The organism is Pseudomonas sp. LBUM1652, from assembly GCF_059716105.1.
Map to the genome: position 1 here is coordinate 5115971 of NZ_CP166804.1, position 22805 is coordinate 5138775.

General features: G+C 58.5%; 16 protein-coding genes. 8 read left to right on the plus strand and 8 right to left on the minus strand.

Annotation, left to right across the window (positions count from 1 at the left end):
• Positions 1–731: 731 nt before the first annotated feature.
• From ACA069_RS22995 to cmoB, 5 genes are all read left to right on the plus strand, one after another.
• Positions 732–1130, plus strand: a complete 399-nt coding sequence (locus ACA069_RS22995) for a hypothetical protein (protein WP_489878794.1) — start codon at positions 732–734, stop codon at positions 1128–1130.
• A 135-nt stretch (positions 1131–1265) separates the two neighbouring features.
• The gene (locus ACA069_RS23000; protein ID WP_187680605.1) at positions 1266–1658 is read left to right on the plus strand and encodes a protease inhibitor I42 family protein; all 393 of its coding nucleotides are present in this window, start codon (positions 1266–1268) and stop codon (positions 1656–1658) included.
• 2 nt (positions 1659–1660) lie between these two features.
• Positions 1661–2296, plus strand: a complete 636-nt coding sequence (locus tag ACA069_RS23005) for a lysoplasmalogenase (protein WP_497615294.1) — start codon at positions 1661–1663, stop codon at positions 2294–2296.
• Positions 2297–2508: 212 nt separating this feature from the next.
• Entirely contained in the window at positions 2509–3252 is a 744-nt protein-coding gene (cmoA, locus tag ACA069_RS23010; protein WP_095190508.1) for a carboxy-S-adenosyl-L-methionine synthase CmoA, read from the plus strand.
• Positions 3249–4205 (plus strand): tRNA 5-methoxyuridine(34)/uridine 5-oxyacetic acid(34) synthase CmoB, encoded by a 957-nt coding sequence (gene cmoB / locus ACA069_RS23015; protein WP_497615295.1) that lies wholly within the window; start codon positions 3249–3251, stop codon positions 4203–4205. Before cmoA ends, cmoB begins: the two co-directional genes overlap by 4 nt.
• Positions 4206–4370: 165 nt before the next feature.
• Here the strand turns inward: cmoB and tadA are convergent, their stop codons facing one another.
• The 7 genes from tadA to treP form a co-directional block, all read right to left on the minus strand.
• Positions 4371–4871 carry a tRNA adenosine(34) deaminase TadA gene (gene tadA, locus ACA069_RS23020; RefSeq protein ID WP_497615296.1) on the minus strand — a complete coding sequence of 167 codons (501 nt, stop codon included), beginning with the start codon at positions 4869–4871 and terminating at the stop codon, positions 4371–4373.
• Complete coding sequence (locus ACA069_RS23025; protein ID WP_187680609.1) at positions 4871–6247, minus strand: multicopper oxidase family protein; 1377 nt, start codon at positions 6245–6247, stop codon at positions 4871–4873. The genes tadA and ACA069_RS23025 overlap by 1 nt, the downstream gene beginning before the upstream one ends.
• Positions 6248–6355: 108 nt before the next feature.
• Complete coding sequence (locus ACA069_RS23030) at positions 6356–6655, minus strand: PTS sugar transporter subunit IIB (protein ID WP_497615297.1); 300 nt, start codon at positions 6653–6655, stop codon at positions 6356–6358.
• 2 nt (positions 6656–6657) lie between these two features.
• Positions 6658–9195, minus strand: coding sequence for a phosphoenolpyruvate--protein phosphotransferase (gene ptsP, locus ACA069_RS23035; RefSeq protein ID WP_497615298.1), 2538 nt, complete (start codon positions 9193–9195; stop codon positions 6658–6660).
• Between the two features lie 62 nt (positions 9196–9257).
• Positions 9258–10481, minus strand: coding sequence for a maltoporin (locus tag ACA069_RS23040; protein ID WP_401266369.1), 1224 nt, complete (start codon positions 10479–10481; stop codon positions 9258–9260).
• A gap of 105 nt (positions 10482–10586) precedes the next feature.
• On the minus strand, positions 10587–12233 hold the full coding sequence (gene treC / locus ACA069_RS23045; protein ID WP_497615299.1) for an alpha,alpha-phosphotrehalase: 1647 nt from the start codon (positions 12231–12233) through the stop codon (positions 10587–10589).
• Positions 12234–12261: 28 nt separating this feature from the next.
• Positions 12262–13704: a PTS system trehalose-specific EIIBC component gene (treP, locus tag ACA069_RS23050; protein WP_497615300.1), complete on the minus strand. Its 1443-nt coding sequence runs from the start codon at positions 13702–13704 to the stop codon at positions 12262–12264.
• Between the two features lie 235 nt (positions 13705–13939).
• On the opposite strand from treP, the gene treR reads away from it, so the two are divergent.
• The 3 genes from treR to ACA069_RS23065 all read left to right on the plus strand — a co-directional run bounded on the left by treR (position 13940) and on the right by ACA069_RS23065 (position 21131).
• Positions 13940–14644, plus strand: a complete 705-nt coding sequence (gene treR / locus ACA069_RS23055) for a trehalose operon repressor (RefSeq protein WP_497615301.1) — start codon at positions 13940–13942, stop codon at positions 14642–14644.
• 101 nt (positions 14645–14745) lie between these two features.
• Positions 14746–17841, plus strand: coding sequence for a membrane-targeted effector domain-containing toxin (locus ACA069_RS23060; RefSeq protein WP_497615302.1), 3096 nt, complete (start codon positions 14746–14748; stop codon positions 17839–17841).
• 185 nt (positions 17842–18026) lie between these two features.
• Positions 18027–21131 (plus strand): membrane-targeted effector domain-containing toxin, encoded by a 3105-nt coding sequence (locus ACA069_RS23065; RefSeq protein ID WP_497615303.1) that lies wholly within the window; start codon positions 18027–18029, stop codon positions 21129–21131.
• Positions 21132–21220: 89 nt separating this feature from the next.
• Here the strand turns inward: ACA069_RS23065 and guaA are convergent, their stop codons facing one another.
• Positions 21221–22798 carry a glutamine-hydrolyzing GMP synthase gene (guaA, locus tag ACA069_RS23070; protein ID WP_187680618.1) on the minus strand — a complete coding sequence of 526 codons (1578 nt, stop codon included), beginning with the start codon at positions 22796–22798 and terminating at the stop codon, positions 21221–21223.
• Positions 22799–22805: the final 7 nt, after the last annotated feature.

Here is a 22805-nt window from a genome sequence, read left to right on the forward strand (position 1 = left end):
ATTACTGTTACGTCGCTGAGAGATTTAAATCACCATGAGCTGTCATTCGCTCATGGCGTCACTCACCATCACCGCTATCTCTATTGATACAGCCACTAACACTGCTACTTTTCTAGCCAAGGTTGAAAAGCATCAATGCTTCAAGGCTACTCTACTGACGGCGTGCACTTTCATTTATCCGATGTAGAAAGCGACCCCAGTCCCTTTAGCCTGTGGGAGAGCGGGCTTGCTCGCTGCCGCACTCGCCAAGTAGATCGACTAAAAAAGTCATTACTGATCATAAAATATAACCAAATGATATAAAGAACTGTCAACTATGACAGTAGGCCGCGGCGCCAGGCATTCGTATGATCCATGGGCAAGACGCACCGACTACCCAGGGAGAAAAAACATGGACCAACTATTTCGACGCGAACAGTGCTGTTGAAAAAAGTTTCTGCATTAGCGGGCAAACTGAAGCGAGCCGTCTCAGATCGAATTAAATTTTTATGGCCAAGAGATCAACTAAGGCACTGACGGTGATCCAGCCAAACGGCATTACATCGCAGCATTTAACTTCGCCGAAAACCCTATACAGGGTAAAACTCGGAACTTGAAACCGAGGATTCATCCAACAACCATGTATTCGTTGATTAACCAACGACTTTGTCTAAAAACGTCTCTTCGCCCTCATCCTTTCTTGCGGGCGCCCAATCGGGCTCCATAAATTTAATACACTCGGAGTTATCTAAATGAACACCCAACCCATCAGTAAAAAATCCGATGAGGGTACATTCGTTGCGAAGATCGAAAAGCATCCCGACTTCGCGGCAAATTCCCTTCACTGCGAGCTTGAAGGCGAGCACTACCACATCCAAGGTGTAGAAGGCGAACCCAGCTTACCAGGTGACGAATTTCGGCAGATCGATATCTTTGTAAATAAAGACGCAAGCAGTTTAACGTTTAAAAAGTTCTTTTATAGTTTCCGGAAAAACGGGGATTCCGCGAAGTACACCGCTGATAGCGGTACGTTCACTATCGACTTCAATGAATCAACCCAGCACTACAAAATGTCGTTCCATGTGGTGGCTAGATATCTGCTGGACACCCTCGATATTCTTGGCAGCTTTGACATCACCAAGAAGCCTTAATCGCCGACAGTTTCGCATGGCTGCACATGCAGCCATGCAAACTCAGCCAGGTTATCTGCATCGGCTCACCGTCACACTTTGTCTCATCTTCAGTTATGCTCGCCGTTCGTCGTAAACGCCGGAGCCGCTGACCTTATGTCCCCCACTCGCCTGTTTGTCCCCCTCGCCCTTTCCTTGCTGGCCGCTTGCGCCACGCAGCCGAAACACAACGTGACCGTGGAAAAACAGAGCGAATGCCCCGTGCGCCTGACCAACGGGCAAAACCTGATCGTGATGCTGCCCAGCAACCCGACCACGGGTTATCGCTGGGCCATTCAGGACTCGGCCGGTGGCGTGTTGCGTGCGCTCAGCCCCGAGGTTTACAGCAACCCGGAAGATGCCGGTGTGGTCGGCGCTGCCGGCCTTTCGACCTGGCGCTTTCAGGCCTTCGCCCCCGGCACCGGGCGTCTGCGCTTGACCTCGCAACAGCCGTGGGCACCGGAAGTGTTGCCGGTGGAAACCTTTGACTGCGCCATTTCGGTGAACTGATCGTGGGCTGGCTGATTCTGGCGCTGATGGGCGCGGTGACTTTTCTCTACGGTGTGAGCACCCACGCGGCGCTGCTTTGCCTGTTGGTCAAACCGTTGCCGGTGCTGGCGCTGCTCGGCTGGCTACACGACGCCCCGCCCAGCGACTATCGGCGCTGGATCAGCCTTGGACTGATTTTCTCGCTGCTCGGCGATGTATTGCTCGCGTGGCCGGGGGATTTGTTTGTGTTTGGCCTCGGAGCGTTTCTGGTTGCACATCTGGCGTACCTCAAGGCTTACCTCAGCGATTGCAAACGTCTGGCGCTGTTGCCGCTGGTGCTCGCCGTCGTTGTCGGCGCGGTGCTGCTGGGCATTCTGATTTCCAGCGGACTCGGGCCATTGCTGATTCCCGTGATTGTTTACGGCACCGCCATCAGCGCGATGCTTTGGCGCGCCCTCGCTCGCCTGGGAACTGATGTGCCGAAGCGTTCGGCGTTACTGGCAGCCGGCGGTGCGCTAGCATTTGTGTTCTCCGACAGCGTGATCGGCATCAACCGCTTCGTCGCGCCGTTCAATGCCGCGCCGTACATCATCATCCTCAGCTATTGGCTTGGGCAGTGGGGCATCGCGGCGTCGGCCTTCTCCCAAAAACACCGCTAAATCCTGTGGTGAGGGGATTTATCCCCGACCGGCTGCGCAGCAGTCGTAAAACCTATGCACGCGGTCTGCCTGACATACCGTGCTGACCGGTTTTGGGGCCGCTTCGCAACCCATCGGGGATAAATCCCCTCGCCACGTCGGACAACCCGCGCATCCCCGCGCCACTTTGGCTAAAATGCCGGCCTTTTCCACCGACACCGCCGGAAACCGCCGTGAGCAAAGAACCCGATCGCATTTTCGCCCAGCCTTTGGCCCAGGTGCCTGACTTCGCCTTCAACGAAGACGTGGTGCGGGTGTTCCCGGACATGATCAAGCGCTCGGTGCCGGGTTACCCGACCATCGTCGAAAACCTCGGCGTGCTCGCTGCGCAATTTGCCCAGCCAAACAGCGTGCTCTACGACCTCGGCGCCTCGCTCGGTGCAGTGACTCAGGCGCTGCGCCGCCATGTGCGCACCGACGGTTGCCGAGTGATCGCTGTGGATAACTCGGCGGCGATGGTCGAGCGTTGCCGTGAATACCTCAATGGCCAGAATTCGATGTTCCAGGAGTTGCTGCCGGTCGAAGTGATCGAAGGCGATATTCTCGCGCTCGACTTCCAGCCTGCTTCGGTGGTGGCGCTGAACTTCACGCTGCAATTTATCGCTCCGGATCAGCGCACCGCCCTGCTCTCGCGTATCCGCCAATCGTTGCTGCCCGGCGGCGCATTGATTCTCTCGGAGAAGCTGCGCTTCAACGATGCCGAAGAACACGCCTTGCTCACCGATCTGCACGTCGCGTTCAAACGCGCCAACGGCTACAGCGAACTGGAAATAGCCCAGAAGCGCAGCGCCATCGAAAATGTCATGAAGCCCGACAGCCTCGAAGAACACCGCGAACGCCTCTTGGCCGCCGGGTTCTCGAAAGTCGTGCCGTGGTTCCAGTGTCTTAACTTTGCCTCGTTGATTGCCTTGCCATGATTGATCTGTCCCCCCTCGCCCGCCGCCTGGCCGGTACCCCGCTGGCCGACTGGGCCAACACCCTGCAAGCGCAACTCGACAAGAAAATGGAGAAAGGCCACGGTGATCTGGAGCGCTGGCAAAGTGCGCTGGACGCCTTGCCGAAGATCCAGCCGAGCGAAGTCGATCTGCTCAACGGCTTGAAACTCGACACCGATTGCGACGAAGAAACCCGTGCGCAAATGCACACCGCGCTGATGGGCCTGTCGCCATGGCGCAAGGGACCGTTCGATCTGTTTGGCGTGCATGTCGATACCGAATGGCGCTCGGACTGGAAGTGGTCGCGGGTCGCCCCGCATCTGGACCTCAAAGGCAAACGCATCCTCGATGTCGGTTGCGGCAATGGTTACTACATGTGGCGCATGCTCGGTGCCGGTGCGGACAGTGTGATTGGCGTCGATCCAAACTGGCTGTTCTTCTGCCAGTTCCAGGCTGTGCAACGTTACCTGTCCGAACCAAACGCCTGGCACCTGCCATTCCCGTTTGAAGACCTGCCGCCAAACCTTGAAGGTTTCGACACGGTGTTTTCGATGGGCGTGTTCTATCACCGCCGCTCGCCGATCGAGCACTTGCTGGCGCTGAAGGACTGCCTGGTCAAGGGTGGCGAACTGGTACTGGAAACGCTGGTGGTTGAGGGCGACAAGCATCAGGTGCTGGTGCCGGAAGACCGTTACGCGCAGATGCGCAACGTGTGGTTCCTGCCGTCGGTGCCTGCATTGGAACTGTGGCTGCGCCGCGCCGGCTTCACTGACATTCGTTGTGTCGATGTGAGTACGACAACGGTCGAGGAACAGCGCGGGACCGAATGGATGAAGTATCAGTCGCTGAGCGACTTCCTTGATCCTGAGGATCACAGCAAGACCATCGAAGGGCTGCCGGCGCCGATGCGGGCGGTCATCGTCGCCCGCAAGTGACTAAAACTCCCTAACACCGCGGTGAGCCCACCCCTCACCCCAGCCCTCTCCCCAGGGAGAGGGAGCCGATCTTTGAGCGTTTCAGGATCCGAGTTCAACTCGATATCCCGGTCGCCGCACCTCTGCCAATCACCTCGGTCAGTCCCCTCTCCCTCTGGGAGAGGGCTAGGGTGAGGGGCTTTTGGCTCGGCGGGCTCTGAAGAACTTAGTCAAAACCGCCCCACACTCCTCCGCCAGCACCCCGCCTTCATACAACACCCGATGATTCAAAAAGCCCTGGGTAAAAAACTGCCCCTGACTCTGCACAATCCCGGCTTTCGGTTCCAGTGCGCCGTATACCACCCGCGCCACCCGAGAATGCACGATCAACCCCGCGCACATGCTGCACGGCTCCAGCGTCACGTACAGCGTGCTGCCCGGCAGGCGATAGTTGTTCACGGCTTGAGCAGCGGCGCGGATCGCGACCATTTCTGCGTGGGCGCTGGGGTCGCTTCCGGTGATCGGGCAATTGAAACCGCGCCCGATAATTTCACCATCCTGCACCAGCACTGCGCCCACAGGCACTTCGCCGAGGGCTGCGCCTTGCGCGGCGAGGGCCAGGGCTTCGTGCATGAAATCGCGATCACGGCTGCGGTCGATGATCGCTGCGGGGCGAATCTGGCGCATCACTTCACCTCGATGGCGGCCATCAGGCCGGTTTCCATGTGGTCGATCACGTGGCAGTGGAACATCCATACCCCCGGGTTATCAGCCACCAGCGCCACTTGCGCACGCTCGTTCTTGCCCAGCAGATAGGTGTCGGTGAAGTACGGAATGATCTTGTGCCGGTTCGACGCAATCACCTTGAAGCTCATGCCGTGCAAATGAATCGGGTGCTGATACTGCGTCATGTTCTTCAATTCGAAAATATAGCTCTGGCCCAGTTTCAGACTGGCAATCGGCCGATCGGCACAGGTCTTGTCGGTGATGTCCCAGGCCTTGCCGTTGATCTGCCACAGACTTGGCGGCTTGCCGTTGTCGACATTGACCGACACCGACCCGACCCATTCGAAATTGAAGTTGAGTTTCTCGGCATTCGCCAGATCCGGCTCGGCCACCGGATTGGCCGGCAAGGCTTTCGGCCATTCAGTCGGGGCGTCGGTGTTGGCCACCGAACGCAAGGTGCCCAGTCGAACCGGGCCGTTGCGCAGCGACAGTTCTTCGCCAGCCGCTGGCGCCTTGATCGCCAGGCAAATACGCATGCCCGGGCCAAGCCAGTATTCCTTGCCCAGCGGCCGTGGTTCGACCGGGTTGCCGTCCAGCGCATAGATCTTCGCTTCGACACCTGGGATGTTGATGCGATACGTCAGGGTGTTATCGAGGTTGAGCAGTCGCACTCGCGTGATCTGCCCTGCCGGTAATTCGATCACTGGCAACGGCACGCCGTTGATGGTCGACAACCGCCCCGCCGTACCGCCACGCGCGGCCTCACGCGGGATGCTGAATTCGACGAATTTGCCTTCGTCGTCGATGTGCCAGTTTTTCAGGCTCAGGGTCTTTTCGTACTTGAAACCGGTCGGTTCGCGCTCTTCGATGATCAGCGGCCCGACCAACCCGCGACCGAGTTCTTCGCTGCTGCTGACATGCGGGTGATACCAGTAGCTGCCGGCGTCCGGCACACGGAATTTGTAGTCGAAGTATTCGCCCGGCAGCACCGGCAACTGCGACACGTAAGGCACGCCGTCCATTTCCAGCGGCAGGCGAATGCCATGCCAATGAATGGTGGTCGCCACCGGCAGGTGATTGATGAAGCGCACCCGCAGCCATTCACCCTGACGCACGCGCAACTCGGTGCCCGGCGCCGACGGGCCGAACGCCCAGGCTTCGGTCTTGTGCCCCGGCACCAGTTCGACGTCCAGTGGCGCGGCGATCAGCTCATAGTCGTGACCAGCCTCAGCGTCAGCCATTTTGCCCAGCCAGTAACGCGACGCGCCCCCCGCTCCCACGCCAACGACAACAAGACCGGCAAGGCCACCGAGGATTTGGCGACGGGTAAAGGACATGAACTCAACTACCTCACGTATCAGCGACGGACCCTGAAGGCCCGTAAAAGGCGAATACGATACACCTGCAATTGCGAAACAGTAAGGGCGACCTGAGGCCGCACATCGTCAATCGGCTTGAGGTCGCAGGCCGGTAATCAGGTGCACCACACCGCCCTCCAACGGCATGACGCCGGCGACACCGGCATCGCTCAACGCCTGGCGATCCATGCGCGAGACATCGCGCAACGTCACTCGCACTCGGGTCAACGCCGCCGGTTGTTGCGATTCGAGGTTATCCACTCCCCCCAGCGCCACCACGATCTGCGCACTCAGCCCCTCGACAGGTACGGCCTGCACTTTCGGCTCATCCACTACCAGATCCGGGGTCAGCGCTTTCCAGAAGGCTTTCTGCAATTTATCGAACATGTTCAGTTCTCCAGAACCCGTAGAGTATCGACCGTCGCCTCGTGATACAGGCGCAGCGCCTCGCGCACTTCTTCAGCGCTTTCCAGCCCCTGCACCTGCTCGGCGATGGCTTTGCAGTCGAGCAGATGCACCTCGCGCACTGCGGCTTTGATCGCCGGTATTTGCGGCACGCTGACCGACAGCTCATCTACACCTAACCCGAGCAACAACGGCACGGCCAGACGTTCGGAGGCCATCGCCCCACACACACCGACCCATTTGCCGTAGGCATGCGCGGCTTTCACGGTCATGGCGATCAGGCGCAATACCGAGGGATGAAAGCTGTCGGCCTGACTGGCCAGACGCGGATGATCGCGATCCATGGCCAAGGTGTATTGGGTGAGATCGTTGGTGCCGATCGAAAAGAAATCCACGTGCGGCGCAAACAGATCGGCCATCAATGCCGCCGCCGGCACTTCGATCATGATCCCCAGTTTCGGCAGCTCGACCAGGCCCAGCGCCAGCGCTTCCTGCTCCAGCATCTGCCGAGCCTGATGCAGCTCCGAGAGCTGCGTGACCATCGGCAACATGATGTGCAGGCGGGTCAGACCGACACTGCCAAGGATCGCCCGGAATTGCTCGCGCAACAGCTGCGGGCGCTCCAGACACAGGCGGATCCCGCGCAACCCGAGAAATGGATTGGTTTCGCTATCCATTGGCACGTAGGTCAGTGGTTTGTCACCGCCGACATCCAGTGTGCGCACCACCAGATTGTGCGACGGCCCCACGGCCCGGGCGATGGCGCTGTAGGTCGACGCTTGTTCGTCGCCAGTCGGTGCGTGGTTGCGATCCAGATAAAGAAACTCCGAGCGTAAAAGCCCCACGCCCGCACCACCCAGGCCCATCGCTTGTTCAGTCTCGCTCAGCGAAGCGACGTTGGCGGTCACTTCGATGTGATGCCCGTCGCGGGTACAGGCGGCCAGTGTTGCCTGCGCGTGTTCGTGCTGACGGCGCTGGTGTTGTTGCTCGTGCCTGGCCTGCCATTGATTGATCGCCACGGCGTCCGGATGCACCTGTAACTCGCCCTTGTCGGCATCGAGCAACACCTGTGAGCCATTGGCCAGCGCCAGCATGTGTACAGGCATCCCGCAGATTGCCGGTAAACCACAGGCCCGCGCCAGAATCGCCACGTGACTGGTTGCACCACCGCCGACCGTGGCGAATCCCAGCACTTTGCTCGTATCGAGCCCGGCCATCTGTGACGGTGTCAGTTGATCGGCAATCAGAATGGTTCCGGCCGGCAGCTCCAGCGCATGCTCGCGAATCCCGAGGATCAGTTTCAGTACGCGCTGGCCGACGTCAGCCAGATCCGCCGCCCTTTCGGCCAGCAACGCACTGCCCAGTTGCTGGAAAAGTGTCGCTGTTGTCTCGGTGGCGGCGCGCCAGGCAAACGCGGCGCTTTTGCCCTCGGCAATCAACGCCTGGGCCTGATCGAGCAGGCTTGGATCTTCGAGCAGCTCCTGATGCGCCTTGAAGATCTCGGCCTTGGCCTCGCCGGTGGCGGTATCGCGCAAATGCTGCAAGGCCATATCCGCCTCGATCAGAGCATTGGCCAAAGCCTCCTGTTCGATAGCCGGGCCGGCACCAAATTCGCTCACGTCGAGCGTCGACTCGGTGACCTGCATCACTCGCCCCAACGCCGAACCCGGTGAAGCGCAGACCCCCAGCAGAACACCCGGACTCTCAGGCTCGATGGTCTCGACTTGAACCTCCGCCGGCAGCGCGGTCACCGCCTCACCACAACCCTCGGCCAGCAACCGGGAGAGCGCACTGATAGCAGCCTCAGCATCTTCGCCCACTGCACTGACCCGCACGCTGTCACCCAAAGCGGTCTGCAGCGCCATGATCGCCACCAGAGATTTGGCGTTGGCTTCGGCCTGTTGTTTGTGCAAAAGGATTTTTGCTGCAAAACCCTTTGCCGCCTGGGCGAAAACCGCTGCCGGACGCGCATGCAGGCCATTGGGATTGGGCAATTTCAAGAACTGGGAGAAAAACGCTTCGCCTTGTGGCGTCGCAGGCTCCTCGGCGGTGGTTTCTGCACTGGCGAGGCTCAGCAATGGCTGGCCGGTTTCGACCAGACCGGTTGGCACGGTCAGCCAGGTGAAAGGCTCGCCGCTGACCACCAGCATCAGCGTCATCAAACTGCGGGCATGCAAAGCGATGTAGTCGGCATCGAACTCGATCAGTGCCTGACCGAATTCCACCCGCTGACCTTCTTCAACCAATCGGGTGAATCCCTGACCGGCGAGGTTCACCGTATCAAGACCGATGTGCAGCAACACCTGAACGCCGTGGTCATCGGTGATGCTCACGGCATGCCCGCTGGCCTGTACGTTGCTGATCACCCCGGCCAGCGGCGCGCACAGCGTTGACGAAGTCGGGTCGATGCACAGACCGTCGCCGATCACGCGGCTGGAAAACACCTGATCGGGTACTTGATCCAGCGGTATCAGCACGCCAGCCAAAGGCGCCAGCAGTTGCAAGGGTTGAGATGTGGCCATGACGTCACCTGCGGTTTTATTCTTTGAAGTGCCCATGGAGCGCAACGCCCCACCAGCATCGCTTATTTCCACCAGTATTCGACCTGCAATCCGACGTTCGCCCCGTGGCGTGCGGTGCCAAAGGCGCCGGTGTCCGATAGCGCCGAGCCTTTGGCCAGTTCATTGGCCGCCCGTTTGGCCGCCTCGTTCCAGGTGGCATAGGTGTAATACAGACGCACCTCGGGGCGCGCCCAGAATTCAGGGCCTTTGGGAGACCACGTCGGGGCAATCGTAAACTTGCTCAGTTTGCGCGTACCGCCAGGGGCTTCGACTTGATCATGACCCAGCTCGGTCACCAGTTTGAATTGTTCGGTGAGCGCATAGGCCGGGCGAACGCCCAGTGACATCCAGTTCTGATCAGCACCGTCCGGGCGAATGTCCTTCTGATACACCGCTTCGAATTGTCCGCCAAAGCGCGGTGTCACCTGCCAGTCAAAAAACTCCACGACCCGATAACTTTTGTTGCTGTCGTCCAGTTTGACGTTGCCGGTATAGCCGAGTCCGGTACCCGGCCCCTCACCGTATTGCAGGGCCAGTTTGTTCTTGCCGCCGAGAAAATCCTTCTGCACATGCTGGGTGGTGATCGCCCAGCCACGGTGGGCATCGCGGCTGTCGGGTTTGTCGATGTAGCTCAAGCCGAACTCAAGCTCACCGCCCGGGTTGGTATTGAAACCGGCCACGTTGAAGTCGTGACGGTTGATGTAGTCCTTCTGGTACAGGTTGTCCTTGCGCGAAAAGGCGTAGCTGTATTTCAGGTCGCCGATCAGCACGTCCTCGACACCGCCGCCCGTGGCGCTCTGGTTCCAGTAGTAGAAATCGGAAATGTGGATGTCATTACGCTTGTAGTAGCGGCGCCCGGCCCACAGCGAACCGCCATTGAGCGCGGGCATGTTCGACCATTGTGCATAGGCCTGTGGCAGGCGAATCGAGCCGTTATCCTCGTTGAACGTGGGGCTGCGGTTGTAGCGGTTGTACAGCGAGGCCATGCCATCGACGCTGAGCACCGAGCCGTCGTCGAGGGTGTACAAATCCTGGCGCAGCTCAAGCTCGCCATACTGTTCGCATTCGTTGCCCAAACGGTATTTCGTCTGCGCCCCCGGTAACTGGAAACACGATTGGCCACCGCCCTTGGTCGAGTTGCCGACGCCGCTGCGCAAGTACCCCCCGAACTCCAGCGCTTGTGAAGTCTGCGGTAACGCAAGGCAAATACCTGCAACTGCAAGGCTGCGATTTATTGTTGTTTTCATAAGCCACCCCATTATTTTTATTGTGTGTTTGCATGAATTCGGCGCGCAAAACTCCCCCGCGCAGGGCTCTGCGTGTTTTTTAAACGTCGGCTTTTTAGTTAGGTATCAGTGATCGATCAGGTGCAGGACGAACGATTCGTAAGGTCGCAACGTCAACTGTCGCTTGCGCCGCGGGCAGTCCGGGTAGTTGCTGATCAGCAACCGCTGGCTCTGCGTCTCGTCGATCACGGGCGGCAATTCGATCTCACACGGCGTGCCATAGAAGTTGTTCACCACCAGCAGGCGCTCGCCCCTTCCTTCGCGAAGGTAAGCCCAGACTTGCTTGTGCTCGGGCAACAACTGTCGATAGACACCGTCGGAAATCAACGTCTCTGTGCGCCGTAACGCGATCAATCGGCGGTAGTGATGCAGCACCGATTGCGGGTCGTCGAGCTGGTTGGCAACGTTGATCTGCGCAACATTGGCCGGCACTCCGATCCACGGCTCGCCACGACTGAAACCGCCATTCGGTTCATCGTTCCAGTGCATCGGCGTACGCCCGTTGTCCCGGGACTTCTGCATGATCGCCGCCATGTTATCGGCGTCACTGCTACCGGCATCGCGCTTGAGCCGGAAGATGTTAAGCGTTTCGACATCACGGTACTGATCGATATGCTCGAACCCTGGGTTGGTCATCCCCAGCTCTTCGCCCTGATACACGAACGGCGTGCCCTGCAGGAAGTGCAGCGCGGTGCCGAGCATCTTTGCCGAGATCTCCCGATACTCGCCGTCGTTACCGAAGCGTGAGACCACCCGCGGCTGATCGTGGTTACACCAGAACAGCGCATTCCAGCCACCACCAGCCTGCATACCGGTCTGCCAGTCGGACAGAATCTGCTTGAGTTGCAGAAAATCGAAATCGGCACGAACCCACTTTTGCAGGTTCGGATAATCAACTTTCAAATGATGAAAGTTGAACGTCATCGACAACTCTTTCGATTGCGGATTCGAATACCGAATGCAGTGTTCGAGGCGGGTCGATGACATCTCGCCGACGTTGATCAGGTCGTGCCCTTCGAAGACTTCGCGGTGCATCTGCTGCAAGTATTCATGGACGTTCGGCCCGTCGGTGTAAAAGCGTCGACCGTCGCTGTCGTCTTCGGGAAAATCCGCAGGCTTGGAGATCAGATTGATGACATCCAGACGGAAACCACCCACCCCCTTGTCCCGCCAGAAACGCATCATCTTGAAGACTTCGGCGCGCACCTTGGGGTTGTCCCAATTCAGGTCGGCCTGGGTGTGATCGAACAGGTGCAGGAAGTATTGGCCGGTCTGGGCCTCGTACTCCCAGGCGGAGCCGCCGAACTTGGATTCCCAGTTGTTCGGCTGATCGCGCCAGATATAGAAGTCGCGGTAGGGATTGTCGAGGCTGCTGCGCGCCTGCTGGAACCAGGCGTGCTCGATCGAGGTGTGGTTGACCACGATATCGAGCATCAACTTGATCCCGCGCTTGCCGGCTTCGGCGATCAGCAACTCACAGTCGGCCATGCTGCCGTAACTCGGGTCGATCGCGTAGTAATCGCTGATGTCGTAACCGTTGTCACGTTGCGGCGAGCGCAGGAACGGCGTGATCCACAAGTACTCGACACCCAGCCATTGCAGATAATCGAGCTTGGCCACAACACCGAGCAAATCCCCTGTCGGGTTGCCGGCGTGGCTGTGAAAACTCTTCGGGTAGATCTGGTAGATCACCGAACGTTGCCAGTCTTGCATGGCAGGACTCCTTCAATAAGTGGACGCGTCAGGCAACCCGATATCCAGGCCGGACAATCTTCATGCTCAGTGCACAGGTCAGAACGAATGGCACCACCATGGCGATGACCATCCCGAACACAAACATCGGGATGAACTGCGGGATGATCGAGATGAAACCGGGCAGGCCACCGACGCCGATGGCCGAGGCCTGAACCTTGTTCAGTGACAGGAAGATGCAGCCCAGCGCCGAACCGGTCAGCGCGGCATAGAACGGAAACTTGTAGCGCAGATTGACGCCGAACATGGCCGGTTCAGTGATGCCGAAATACGCGGAAATGGCCGAGGTCGAAGCCATGCTTTTGTCCCGCGCATTGCGCGTCATATAGAACACCGCTAACGCAGCACTGCCCTGCGCGAGGTTGGACATGACGATCATCGGCCAGATAAAGGTGCCGCCCTGGGTCGAGATCAACTGCAGATCGACCGCCAGGAACATGTGGTGCATGCCGGTGATGACCAGTGGCGCATACAGCAGGCCGAAAATCGCCCCGCCGACCATCGGCGCCAGATCAAACAACATGACCACACCTTCGGTGATGTAGATGCCGATGTGGCGGGTTACCGGGCCGATCACCGCCAGCGCCAGCACACCGGTAACCACGATGGTGGTGATCGGCACCACCAGCAGTTGCACCGCGTTCGGCACCCGTGCCCGCAGCCATTTTTCAATGACGCTCATGACATACGCCGCCAGCAGAATCGGCAGAATCTGCCCTTGGTAACCAACCTTCTCGATCTGGAACAGCCCGAGGATGTCGAAGTACGGCAGCTGCTGGCCGTCCAGCCCGGCCACGGCCTTGCCGTAGTTCCAGGCATTGAGAAGGTCCGGGTGAACCAGCATCAGGCCGAGCACGATGCCAAGGATTTCACTGCCACCAAAGCGCTTGGCTGCCGACCAGCCCACCAGCGCCGGCAGAAATACGAAAGAGGTGTTGGCCATCAGGTTGATCAGGCTCCAGAGCCCGTCGAGTTTCGGGTAGGCATCCAGCAGGGTCTGCCCGTCGATGAACATGCCCTTCGCGCCGATCAGGTTGTTGATACCCATCAGCAGGCCGGCAATGATCAGCGCGGGAAGGATCGGCATGAACACATCGGAAAACACCCGCACCAGACGCTGCATGGCGTTGATCTTCTCGGCGCTTTTCTGTTTGACGTCGGCGATGGTCGATGCGGCGAGACCGGTCTGGCGGCGCAATTCGGCGTAGACCTTTTCTACTTCGCCCGGACCGATCACCACTTGATACAGGCCACCCGTGAAGAACGAGCCTTTGACCAGATCGATCTGGTTGAGCGTGGCGCTGTCGACCAGACCGGGATTCTTCAGGGCCAGTCGCAACCGCGTGACGCAATGCGCGGCCTGCTCGAGGTTGTCGCTGCCGCCAAGGCTTTGCAGCAGTTCCCTGGCGATGTTCGGATAGTCGTGGCTCATGCTAGTTCTTCCGCTGTGGATTGTTGTTATTGGCAGCACGCCGAAGCGAAAAGTACTCGTCTGTACGAGTTAATGCAACAACTCGTACAGACGAGTTTGTTTTTGTATGTTTTTGCCGGACCAGCGGAGAAATTTCCTACCGTGCCCTTAGTCGATTTCCAATCCCTACATGGACAAAGCCCTACCCTGCCCTTAAGGTTCGAAGCTTTGAGCACAGCCGGCATCGAGCCCCTCCATGAGTAAATACAACCAGATCTATAGCGATCTGCTGGCCAGCATTACGACCGAACGCCTGGAGCGCGGCGCCCGCCTGCCGTCGGAAACCGAATTGATGGACAGCTATCAGGCCAGCCGCGGCACCGTACGCAAGGCCATCGAACTGCTTCAGGAGCGCGGTTTCGCCCAGAAAGTCCATGGCAAAGGCACGTTCGTCCTGTCGACCAATCCGATCGAGTTTCAACTCGGTGGCATCGTCAGTTTCCAGGAAACCTATCCGCGGCTGGGCAACGACGTCAGCACTGAAGTCGTCGAACTGACCCAGTTTGCACTTGAAGGCAGCCTGCTTGAGCACATCAAGGCCGAGCCCGGCTGCCTGATAACCCGGGTCAAACGCGTGCGGCGGATCGACGGCAAACGGGTCATTCTCGACATCAACCACTTTGTCAGCGAAGTCATTCCCGGCCTGTCACTCGATATCGCCGAGCAATCGATCTACGCCTATATCGAACAGACCCTGCAGCTGCAGATCGCTTACGCCCAACGGACCATCGAAGCGCAGCCACGCAGCAAGGATGACCAGTCACATCTGGATCTTGACGGGCAGAGCCACGTGATCGTGGTCAGCAACCAGACGTTCCTTCAGGACGGACGGCAGTTCGAGTACACCGAATCCCGGCACACCCTGGACAAGTTCTACTTCTCCGACGTGGCTCGCCGCTGACCGCAGCACGTTTGCCTCGGTAATGTGCGGTATCTATGTAGCGCACTCCACTTGAGCGAATCGGCCATGCTCGGCCTTCATTTCTCAAGGATGGAGAAAGCATGAATTCGCCTGAACAGCGTCCTCTGCCGAATGCGGCAGACAAAGCGTCCCTCAAAACCATCGCTGCGGCTGTCGTACAAATGTGCCCCAGCCTTCACGACGAGGCACATCAAGTCGCCCGCCAGTTGCTGGAACGTAAGGGCCTGACGAGGTTCGATCCGGACCGGGTTTATTTCCATCGGTTCAGATCGGCACAAAGCAGTACCAAGGCGTTTACCGGTTGGGAGCACATCCGCGAAAAGCCCTACGAATCGATGACTCTCACGCAACTGGTGATTCATCGCTTTCGTGCCACCGACCAGGACAACGCCGACCTGCTGGACCTCTACGCCGGTTTCTACACGGACGGCCCCGAGACCGAAAATTTCGACCAGAACAATGAATGTCACCTGCACGGCAACGAGGTGCTCAACGCCTTCTGGGGCATCGACTTCAGCACGCGATACAACGACAAGCTGACGACTTTCTGGAACACACACGCCGATAATTTTCGTACGTTGGCCAAGTGCAATTTCCTCAGCCGGGCGGTGCAGGCACTGGAACTCAAGCAACTGACCGCCAGCGATTACCTATGGATCGTCGGCGCAGTCATCGGGCCTGTCACCTGGCCGGTGACCCTGTCCATGCTGCAATCGAGTCACTCTGTAACCGATGATGTGCGCGCGCTCGATATCGCTGGGCATGCCTCCACCAACCTCCTGTGCTTCATCTCCCCCCCGGGTCGGCAAATCGTCTATCTGCCGGGTGAAGCGCAATCATTTGTCGTGAACGAAACGCTGGCGGATATGCACTGGTGGGTGCTTGAGCAGATGAACGAGGAGATCCGCCGCGAGTCCTTGCTCAATCACTATTCACTTGCCGAAAGCCAGCAGGTGAGGGAGAACATCACCGATTTGATGAATCGGCTGGTGAGCACCTGGGGCCGCTCCGACCATCATCTGATCAATCAGAGCAAACTCGAGATCACTGGCGACGCGTTCAGTTGGTTGTGTGACTCAACCCGCCGCTCAATGTTTGCCGAAGCCAGCCTCAGCCTGACGTCCAATGCTGATCTGCGCAAAAAACTGTGGATCGGTTACTTGAGCGCAGGCCTCAAAGTGCTTGGCCCGATGGCCGCCGTCGGCTGGCCAGTCGCGCTGCCAGTGATAGGCGCCAGCATCGCCAACATGGGGCTGAACATCGACCAGGCAGTCAACGCCAAAACCGCTGGGGAGCGTAAGGCCGGCGTGGTTGGCGCCGTGCTGAGCGGCATTGATGCGCTGTTCAACGTGCCCTTTCTCAAAGGTACCGGCTCGATGCTGGAGGCTGGTGGTGCGGTGGACGCGGCCGAAGCGACAGAGATGGCGGAGCTCAACGAGTCTGCCGCGGCATTGGAGCCAGGGGATTCGCTCGCTGATGAGGCGCCGGCAAGGGTTGCCGGTGAGCCCGAAGTGATCACCCCGGCTATTGAGCCCCCACGGTTGCCCCCGGCTGACAGCGCCGCACCACCACCCATTCCAGACAAATACATGTGCAACGAATTGCTCGACGGGCTGGACGTGCAAAGTGATCCCGGACAGTTTCAGGGTATCTTTCGACTTGATACCGACCCGCCTTTCGCCATCCTGATGAATGACAATCCGTACTACGTGCGTTATTTCGGCGAACCAGGCGACGGCGGTTTTTGGGCTATCGTCGATCCAGAGCGTCCCAATCAGTTTGTTCATTCATTGCCGGTGCGGCTGAATGCCGAAGGTGCCTGGGAGCGGATGCAAGCGCTGCGTCTATCCGGCGGCGGTCAATGCGTGGGAAAACCGTGCGCCCCCGATATCGCCCTCGAAACCTATGAACCGCCAGCGCCCGAAGCGGCGATTCAATCGGAGGTCGAATCACCTTATACGGTATTACGCCCAGTGCGCATCGTGACCTCTGCCTACGATATCGAGCCGACGGTGCGCCGTTCGATCAAAGGCTGGGCCTTGAACCTGAACGAAACCCACGCCCAACTGGAGCCAAATGCCGACGGCGCTTTCGGCATGTCCGACCCCTTTGAGCTGTATGCAGTCAGCAAGCGCAAATTGCTGCATGCCGCCGCGAGAAAATTCTTCAGCAACCTTCCGTGGATCACCCCTCCTTCCCGTCCGCCACTGCCAGAAATCAGGGCGCAGATGGAAATTTCCGAGCTCTTGGATCGCATCTTTGAATCAGCCTCCGGACTGGTGGTGGGTGAGACCCTGGATCGCATTGCCAGCATGCGCTTCATGATCGAGAACATGCCGGCACTGGCCAGACACGCAAAAACCCTCTACATGCGCGGGGTACTGAGTGACTTCGCTCAAGTGGAGCTGAACCGCTACTTCACGACTGGGACCCTGTCGGCAGATCTGCAAACCTACCTGACCAGCCTGGGCACCGATCCGGCGGGGCGCTTCAATGCATTGGAGCTGGTCAAGGTGGCCAGGGAAAATGGTGTTCGAATCCAGGGCATCGATTGCGCCGCGAGCTACAAAATGAAGACGCCCCTCTCGCTCTATGACGAGCAAATGATCGGCACCTACCTGGCGAGCGACATCATGACGGGCGACACCTACCTCAACAGCCCGAAAAAGTGGATCGTGCTGATCGGTGCACAAAACACCAACACGCTCAGAGGCCTTGCCGGTATCAGCGAAATAAAGGGCGGCATCGGTGTGCGGATCGAGGAAGTTGGAGTGGGAACGATCATGGATATCGACGTTGATCCGGGTATCGAAGTGCGTCGAGGTTCATTTCCAAACGGTGCTGCCGCACAGGGCAATCATGATGTTCTTCGTGCTGATTTGCGCGTGCGAATGCCAGCCGAACCAATGAACTGGACGGAGGATGCGTTAGAAAACTTATTGCACAGACGTGGCATGTTCATCATCAACAAAATCGCAGACACCTACACCGTGGTGCACCGCAGCAAGCAGGGCATACTCGTGCGAACGCGCGTGGTTCTACTGGCGGACGGAGGCGTTTCTTTGCACCGCCCGTCATGGCCACAAGTGAACGATATCCGGTTCGCCAGCATCGAGGCCATGTCTAATCGATTGATCGAAATGGGCCTGACCTTACAAAGCCGCCTTCCGGATTAACGGCCGAGCCAGAACGAAAAGCCCCTGTCGCGTGCCAGGGGTTTTCAGTCACGCAATACGCACATCGAAGTGCAGCGGGATCATTCCCCCCCTCGGCCTTGCGATAAGCAATACATATGTAATGCATCCCCCCTGAGCAGATCGATCATGCTCGATCTTCGTTTTCCCCAAGGATGGAGAAGTGCATGAACGCCCCCGAACGCCGCCTGTTGCCGAACGCAGCAGACAAGGCCAGCCTCAAGGCAATCGCTACAACACTCGTACACACATGTCCCAGCCTGTTGGAGGCGGCCCGTGAGATCGCCCTTCAACTGCTGATCGACAAAGGACTGTCGGACATCGATCCGGACCTTATCTATTTCCACAGATTCAGGGCAGCGCAGAGCAGCAATCTGACGTTTACCGGTTGGGAACACCTGCTGGAAAAGCCTTATGAATCGTTGACCCTCACACAACTGGTGATCCACCGCTTTCGCGCCACCGATCAGGACAATGCCGATCTGCTGGGCCTGTACTGCGGCTTCTACTCGGACGGGCCGCAAGCTGAAAACTTCAATCAGAATAATGAAGTGCGGCTGCTGGGTAGCGATGTTCTGAATGCATTCTGGAACATCGATTTCAGCACGCTTTACACCCATCAGCTGACCACTTTCTGGCAGTCCTCGTGGAACGATTTCCGGACGCTGGCCAAGTGCAACTTCCTCAGCCTGGCGGTACAGGCGCTGCAAAAAGGTCAACTTGACGGCACTGATTTTCAGCGCGTAATCGACTCGGTGGCAGGGCCCATTACCTGGCCCGTCACCCTTCAAATGCTACAAGCCACGCACCCGGTGAGTGGTGATGTGCGCGTGTTGGATCTCGATGGTCATGTCGCCACCCAAGTGCTGCGTCTGGTTGAGGACAATGGCCGGCAAACTCTCTACCTGCCCGGCGAAGCTCAACCCTTTCGGTTGATGGAAGATGAAGCGGATCTGCACTGGTGGATGCTTGAACAGATGAACACCGAGGATAAGCGCAAGGTTTTCATGAACCGCTTTTCGCTGACTGACCGCAATCAGATGAGCGAAAAACTGAATGATCTGATGACCCGTCTGGTGAGCAGTTGGGGACACAGCGATCACCGGATGATCAACCACAGCAACGTCGCGATCAGCGATGACGCATTCACCTGGTTAAGCGATTCGACTCGTAGCGCCATGTTGGCCGAGGCAAATCTGGCATTGACCTCCAACAGTGATCTGCGCAAAAAACTCTGGATAGGGTACTTGAGCGCGGGTCTGAAAGTATTCGGCCCAATGGCAACCGTCGGCTGGCCGCTGGCATTGCCGGTGATTGGCGCCGGCATCGCCAATATGGGGCTGAACATCGATCTTGCAGTCAACGGCAGGACAGCTGCCGAGCGCAAGACCGGCACCCTTGGCGCGGTGCTCAACGGCATCGAAGTAGTGTTCAACGTCCCGTTTTTGATCGGCACCGGCGCGTATCTGGAGGTGGGCCCGCAAGTCGAATTTGCCGAAGCTGAAGAAATGGCCGGGCTGATTGAGTTCACCTCGGCGAACGAGCCCTTCCTGCCACCGCGCGATCAGGCGTCGTTGGTGATCGCTGACGAAGAGGCTGACGAGATGGCAAACGAAATTCCCGTCGAGGTCACACCCACCGCGCCCCTGCCGCAACGCCCGTCTGCGCCGAAGGTGCCTGTCCGGTATCAGTGCAACGAGTTGCTTGATCGCTATTACGCAGAAACCGAGCCGGGAAAGTTTCAAGGCATCTACCGCCTCGAGAACGCCCACCCCTATGCGATCGATATCGATGGCAGCGCGTACTACGTGCGCTACTTCGACGCCTCCGAGAGCAGTGGCAACTGGGCCATCGTCGATCCTCAACACCCCAACCAGTTCGCTTATTCGTTGCCGGTTCGCTTCAATGCTGCCGGCAAGTGGGAGCGCATGCCTGCGCTGCGTCTCAGAGGGGGCGGTCAGTGCATTGGCAAGGGATGCACGCCGAAGACTCAAGGGACCTCGTTTACCTCTACATCAACGTCATCGCCGGATCTGCCACTGGTCGAACCGGTGCCACCGACTGCCCGCCCACTGCGCCTGGTTACCACCCTCGCCGATACTGGAAGCCTGGACAAGGTCAGGCTGAGAAAGTGGGCGATGAACCTCCCTGATGATTCCGCTGATGTGGCGAGCACGGCCAGACATCCATCTTTCAATGATCAGGTTGCGCTGCATTTCAGCCAAAAACGCACACAACTCCTGAACCAGGCCAAAGAGTATTACTCAGAGCTGGATTGGACCAATCTGCCTGCTCGTCCGGCACTGCCAGAAGTCAGTCACTCGATGTCGACCGATGAACTCATTGATCGCCTCTTTGAAAAAACGGTTGGCCTGGCAGTGGGAGAAACCCTTGATCGCATCACCAGCATGCGTTTCATGATCGAAAACATGCCCGCGCTTGCACGACACGCCACGACGCTCTACGTGGGTGAGTTGCTGAATGATTTTGCCCAGGTTGATCTGAACAGTTTCTACACCACAGGACAGATGTCCGAGGATCTGCGGATTTACCTGACCAGCCTCGGAACCGACCCGAACGAGGTGCACAACATCCTGGAACTGGTGAAGACCGCCCAGGCCAATGGCGTGCGCGTCCAAGGCCTTGGGTGCGCGGCGAGTAGCAAAATCAGGGTGCCGCTCACGTCGATTGAAGAGCAAATGATGCGCGCTCATCTGATGTCCCGGATCATGTGGGGCGACGCACTCCTCAATCGACCGGGCAAATGGATTGCCCTGATCGATGCACAGAACACCAATAATTTCAGAGGCCTGCCAGGAATCAGCGAACTGAAAGGCGGCATCGGCTTACGCATTGAAGAAGCCGCTGCCTTGGAAAACCCAGGCGTCAGCATCGACCCGGGACTCAAAGTAGCTCGCGGCCCTTTTGACAATGGTGCATCGACCCGCGACTCGTTCGACTACCTCTACGCTGACCTTCGCCTGCAAATCGACGCGCCTGCGGTGATATGGACTGAGGAAACGCTGGGTCGCCTGCTGCATCGCAATGGCGCTTACCTGTTTGAAAAGTCGCAAAACGATTACATGCTCGTGCGCCGTAACAGCACAGGCAACATTGTTCGAATACCGGTGAATCGGACACTGGACGGCCAGGCTTACATCTGGCTTCAGTCCATGCCGCGAATCAGTGGGATATTGTTTCCGGATATCGCGGCTTTATCGCAGCGCCTGATAGAAGTCGGCATGAAACTTCAGAGTCGCCTACCCGCCTGAAAGGATTTCAAAGGCGCTTGAAACGAAAAACCCCTGGCCTGGGCCAGGGGTTTTCAGTCACTCAATGCAGGCATCGACGTGCAGCGGGATCATTCCCACTCAATCGTCGCCGGCGGCTTGCTCGACACGTCGTAAGTGACGCGGGAGATGCCTTCGATTTCATTGATGATGCGGCCGGAAACGGTTTCCAACAGTTCGTAAGGCAGGTGAGCCCAACGCGCAGTCATGAAGTCGATGGTTTCCACGGCACGCAGGGCCACAACCCAGGCGTAACGACGGCCATCACCAACCACGCCAACCGATTTCACTGGCTGGAACACCACGAAAGCCTGGCTGACTTTGTGGTACCAGTCGGCTTTACGCAGTTCTTCGATGAAGATGTGGTCGGCGCGACGCAGCAGGTCGGCGTATTCCTTCTTCACTTCACCGAGGATGCGCACGCCCAGGCCCGGACCCGGGAACGGGTGACGGTAGACCATGTCGTACGGCAGGCCCAGTTCCAGACCCAAACGGCGGACTTCGTCCTTGAACAGTTCGCGCAGTGGCTCGACCAGTTTCAGGTTCATCTCTTCCGGCAGGCCGCCCACGTTGTGGTGCGACTTGATCACATGAGCCTTGCCGCTTTTCGCGCCAGCCGACTCGATTACGTCCGGGTAGATGGTGCCCTGAGCGAGGTACTTGATGTTGTCCAGTTTGTTCGACTGGGCATCGAATACGTCGATGAAGGTGCGACCGATGATCTTGCGCTTCTTCTCTGGGTCGGCTTCGCCAGCCAGATTGTTCAGGAACTGCTCTTCGGCGTTGGCGCGGATCACTTTGACGCCCATGTTCTCGGCGAACATGGCCATCACTTGCTCGCCTTCGTGCAGACGCAGCAGACCGTTGTCGACGAAGACGCAGGTCAGTTGATCGCCGATGGCTTTGTGCAGCAGCGCGGCAACCACCGAGGAGTCAACGCCGCCGGACAGACCCAGCAGCACGTTGTCGGTGCCGACTTGTGCGCGGATGTTGGCGATGGCGTCTTCAGCGATCTTCGACGGGGTCCACAGGGCTTCACAGCCACAGATGTCGAGAACGAAGCGCGACAGGATCCGACCGCCCTGCTTGGTGTGGGTCACTTCCGGGTGGAACTGCACGCCGTAGTAAGCGCGATCGTCATTGAACATGCCGGCGATCGGGCAGCTCGGGGTGCTGGCGAGGATGTGGAAGTCTTGCGGCATCTTGGTGACCTTGTCACCGTGGCTCATCCACACGTCGAGGCCGAACAGGCCGTCGGCGTCGATATGGTCTTCGATGCCGTCGAGCAGACGGCTCTTGCCGACCACGTCAACGCGGGCGTAACCGAACTCACGCAGTTCGGAACCTTCAACCTTGCCGCCCAGTTGCTCGGCCATGGTCTGCATGCCGTAGCAGATACCGAAGACCGGCACACCCAGGTCAAACACGGCCTGCGGGCAGCGCGGGCTGTTGGCTTCGTGCACGGACTCGGGGCCGCCGGCGAGGATGACGCCTTTAGGAGCGAATTCGCGGATCGCATCTTCGTCCATGTCGAACGGGTGCAGTTCGCAGTACACACCGATCTCGCGCACGCGGCGGGCGATCAGTTGGGTGTACTGGGAACCGAAGTCGAGGATCAGGATGCGGTGAGCGTGAATATCGAGGGCCATGATTCAG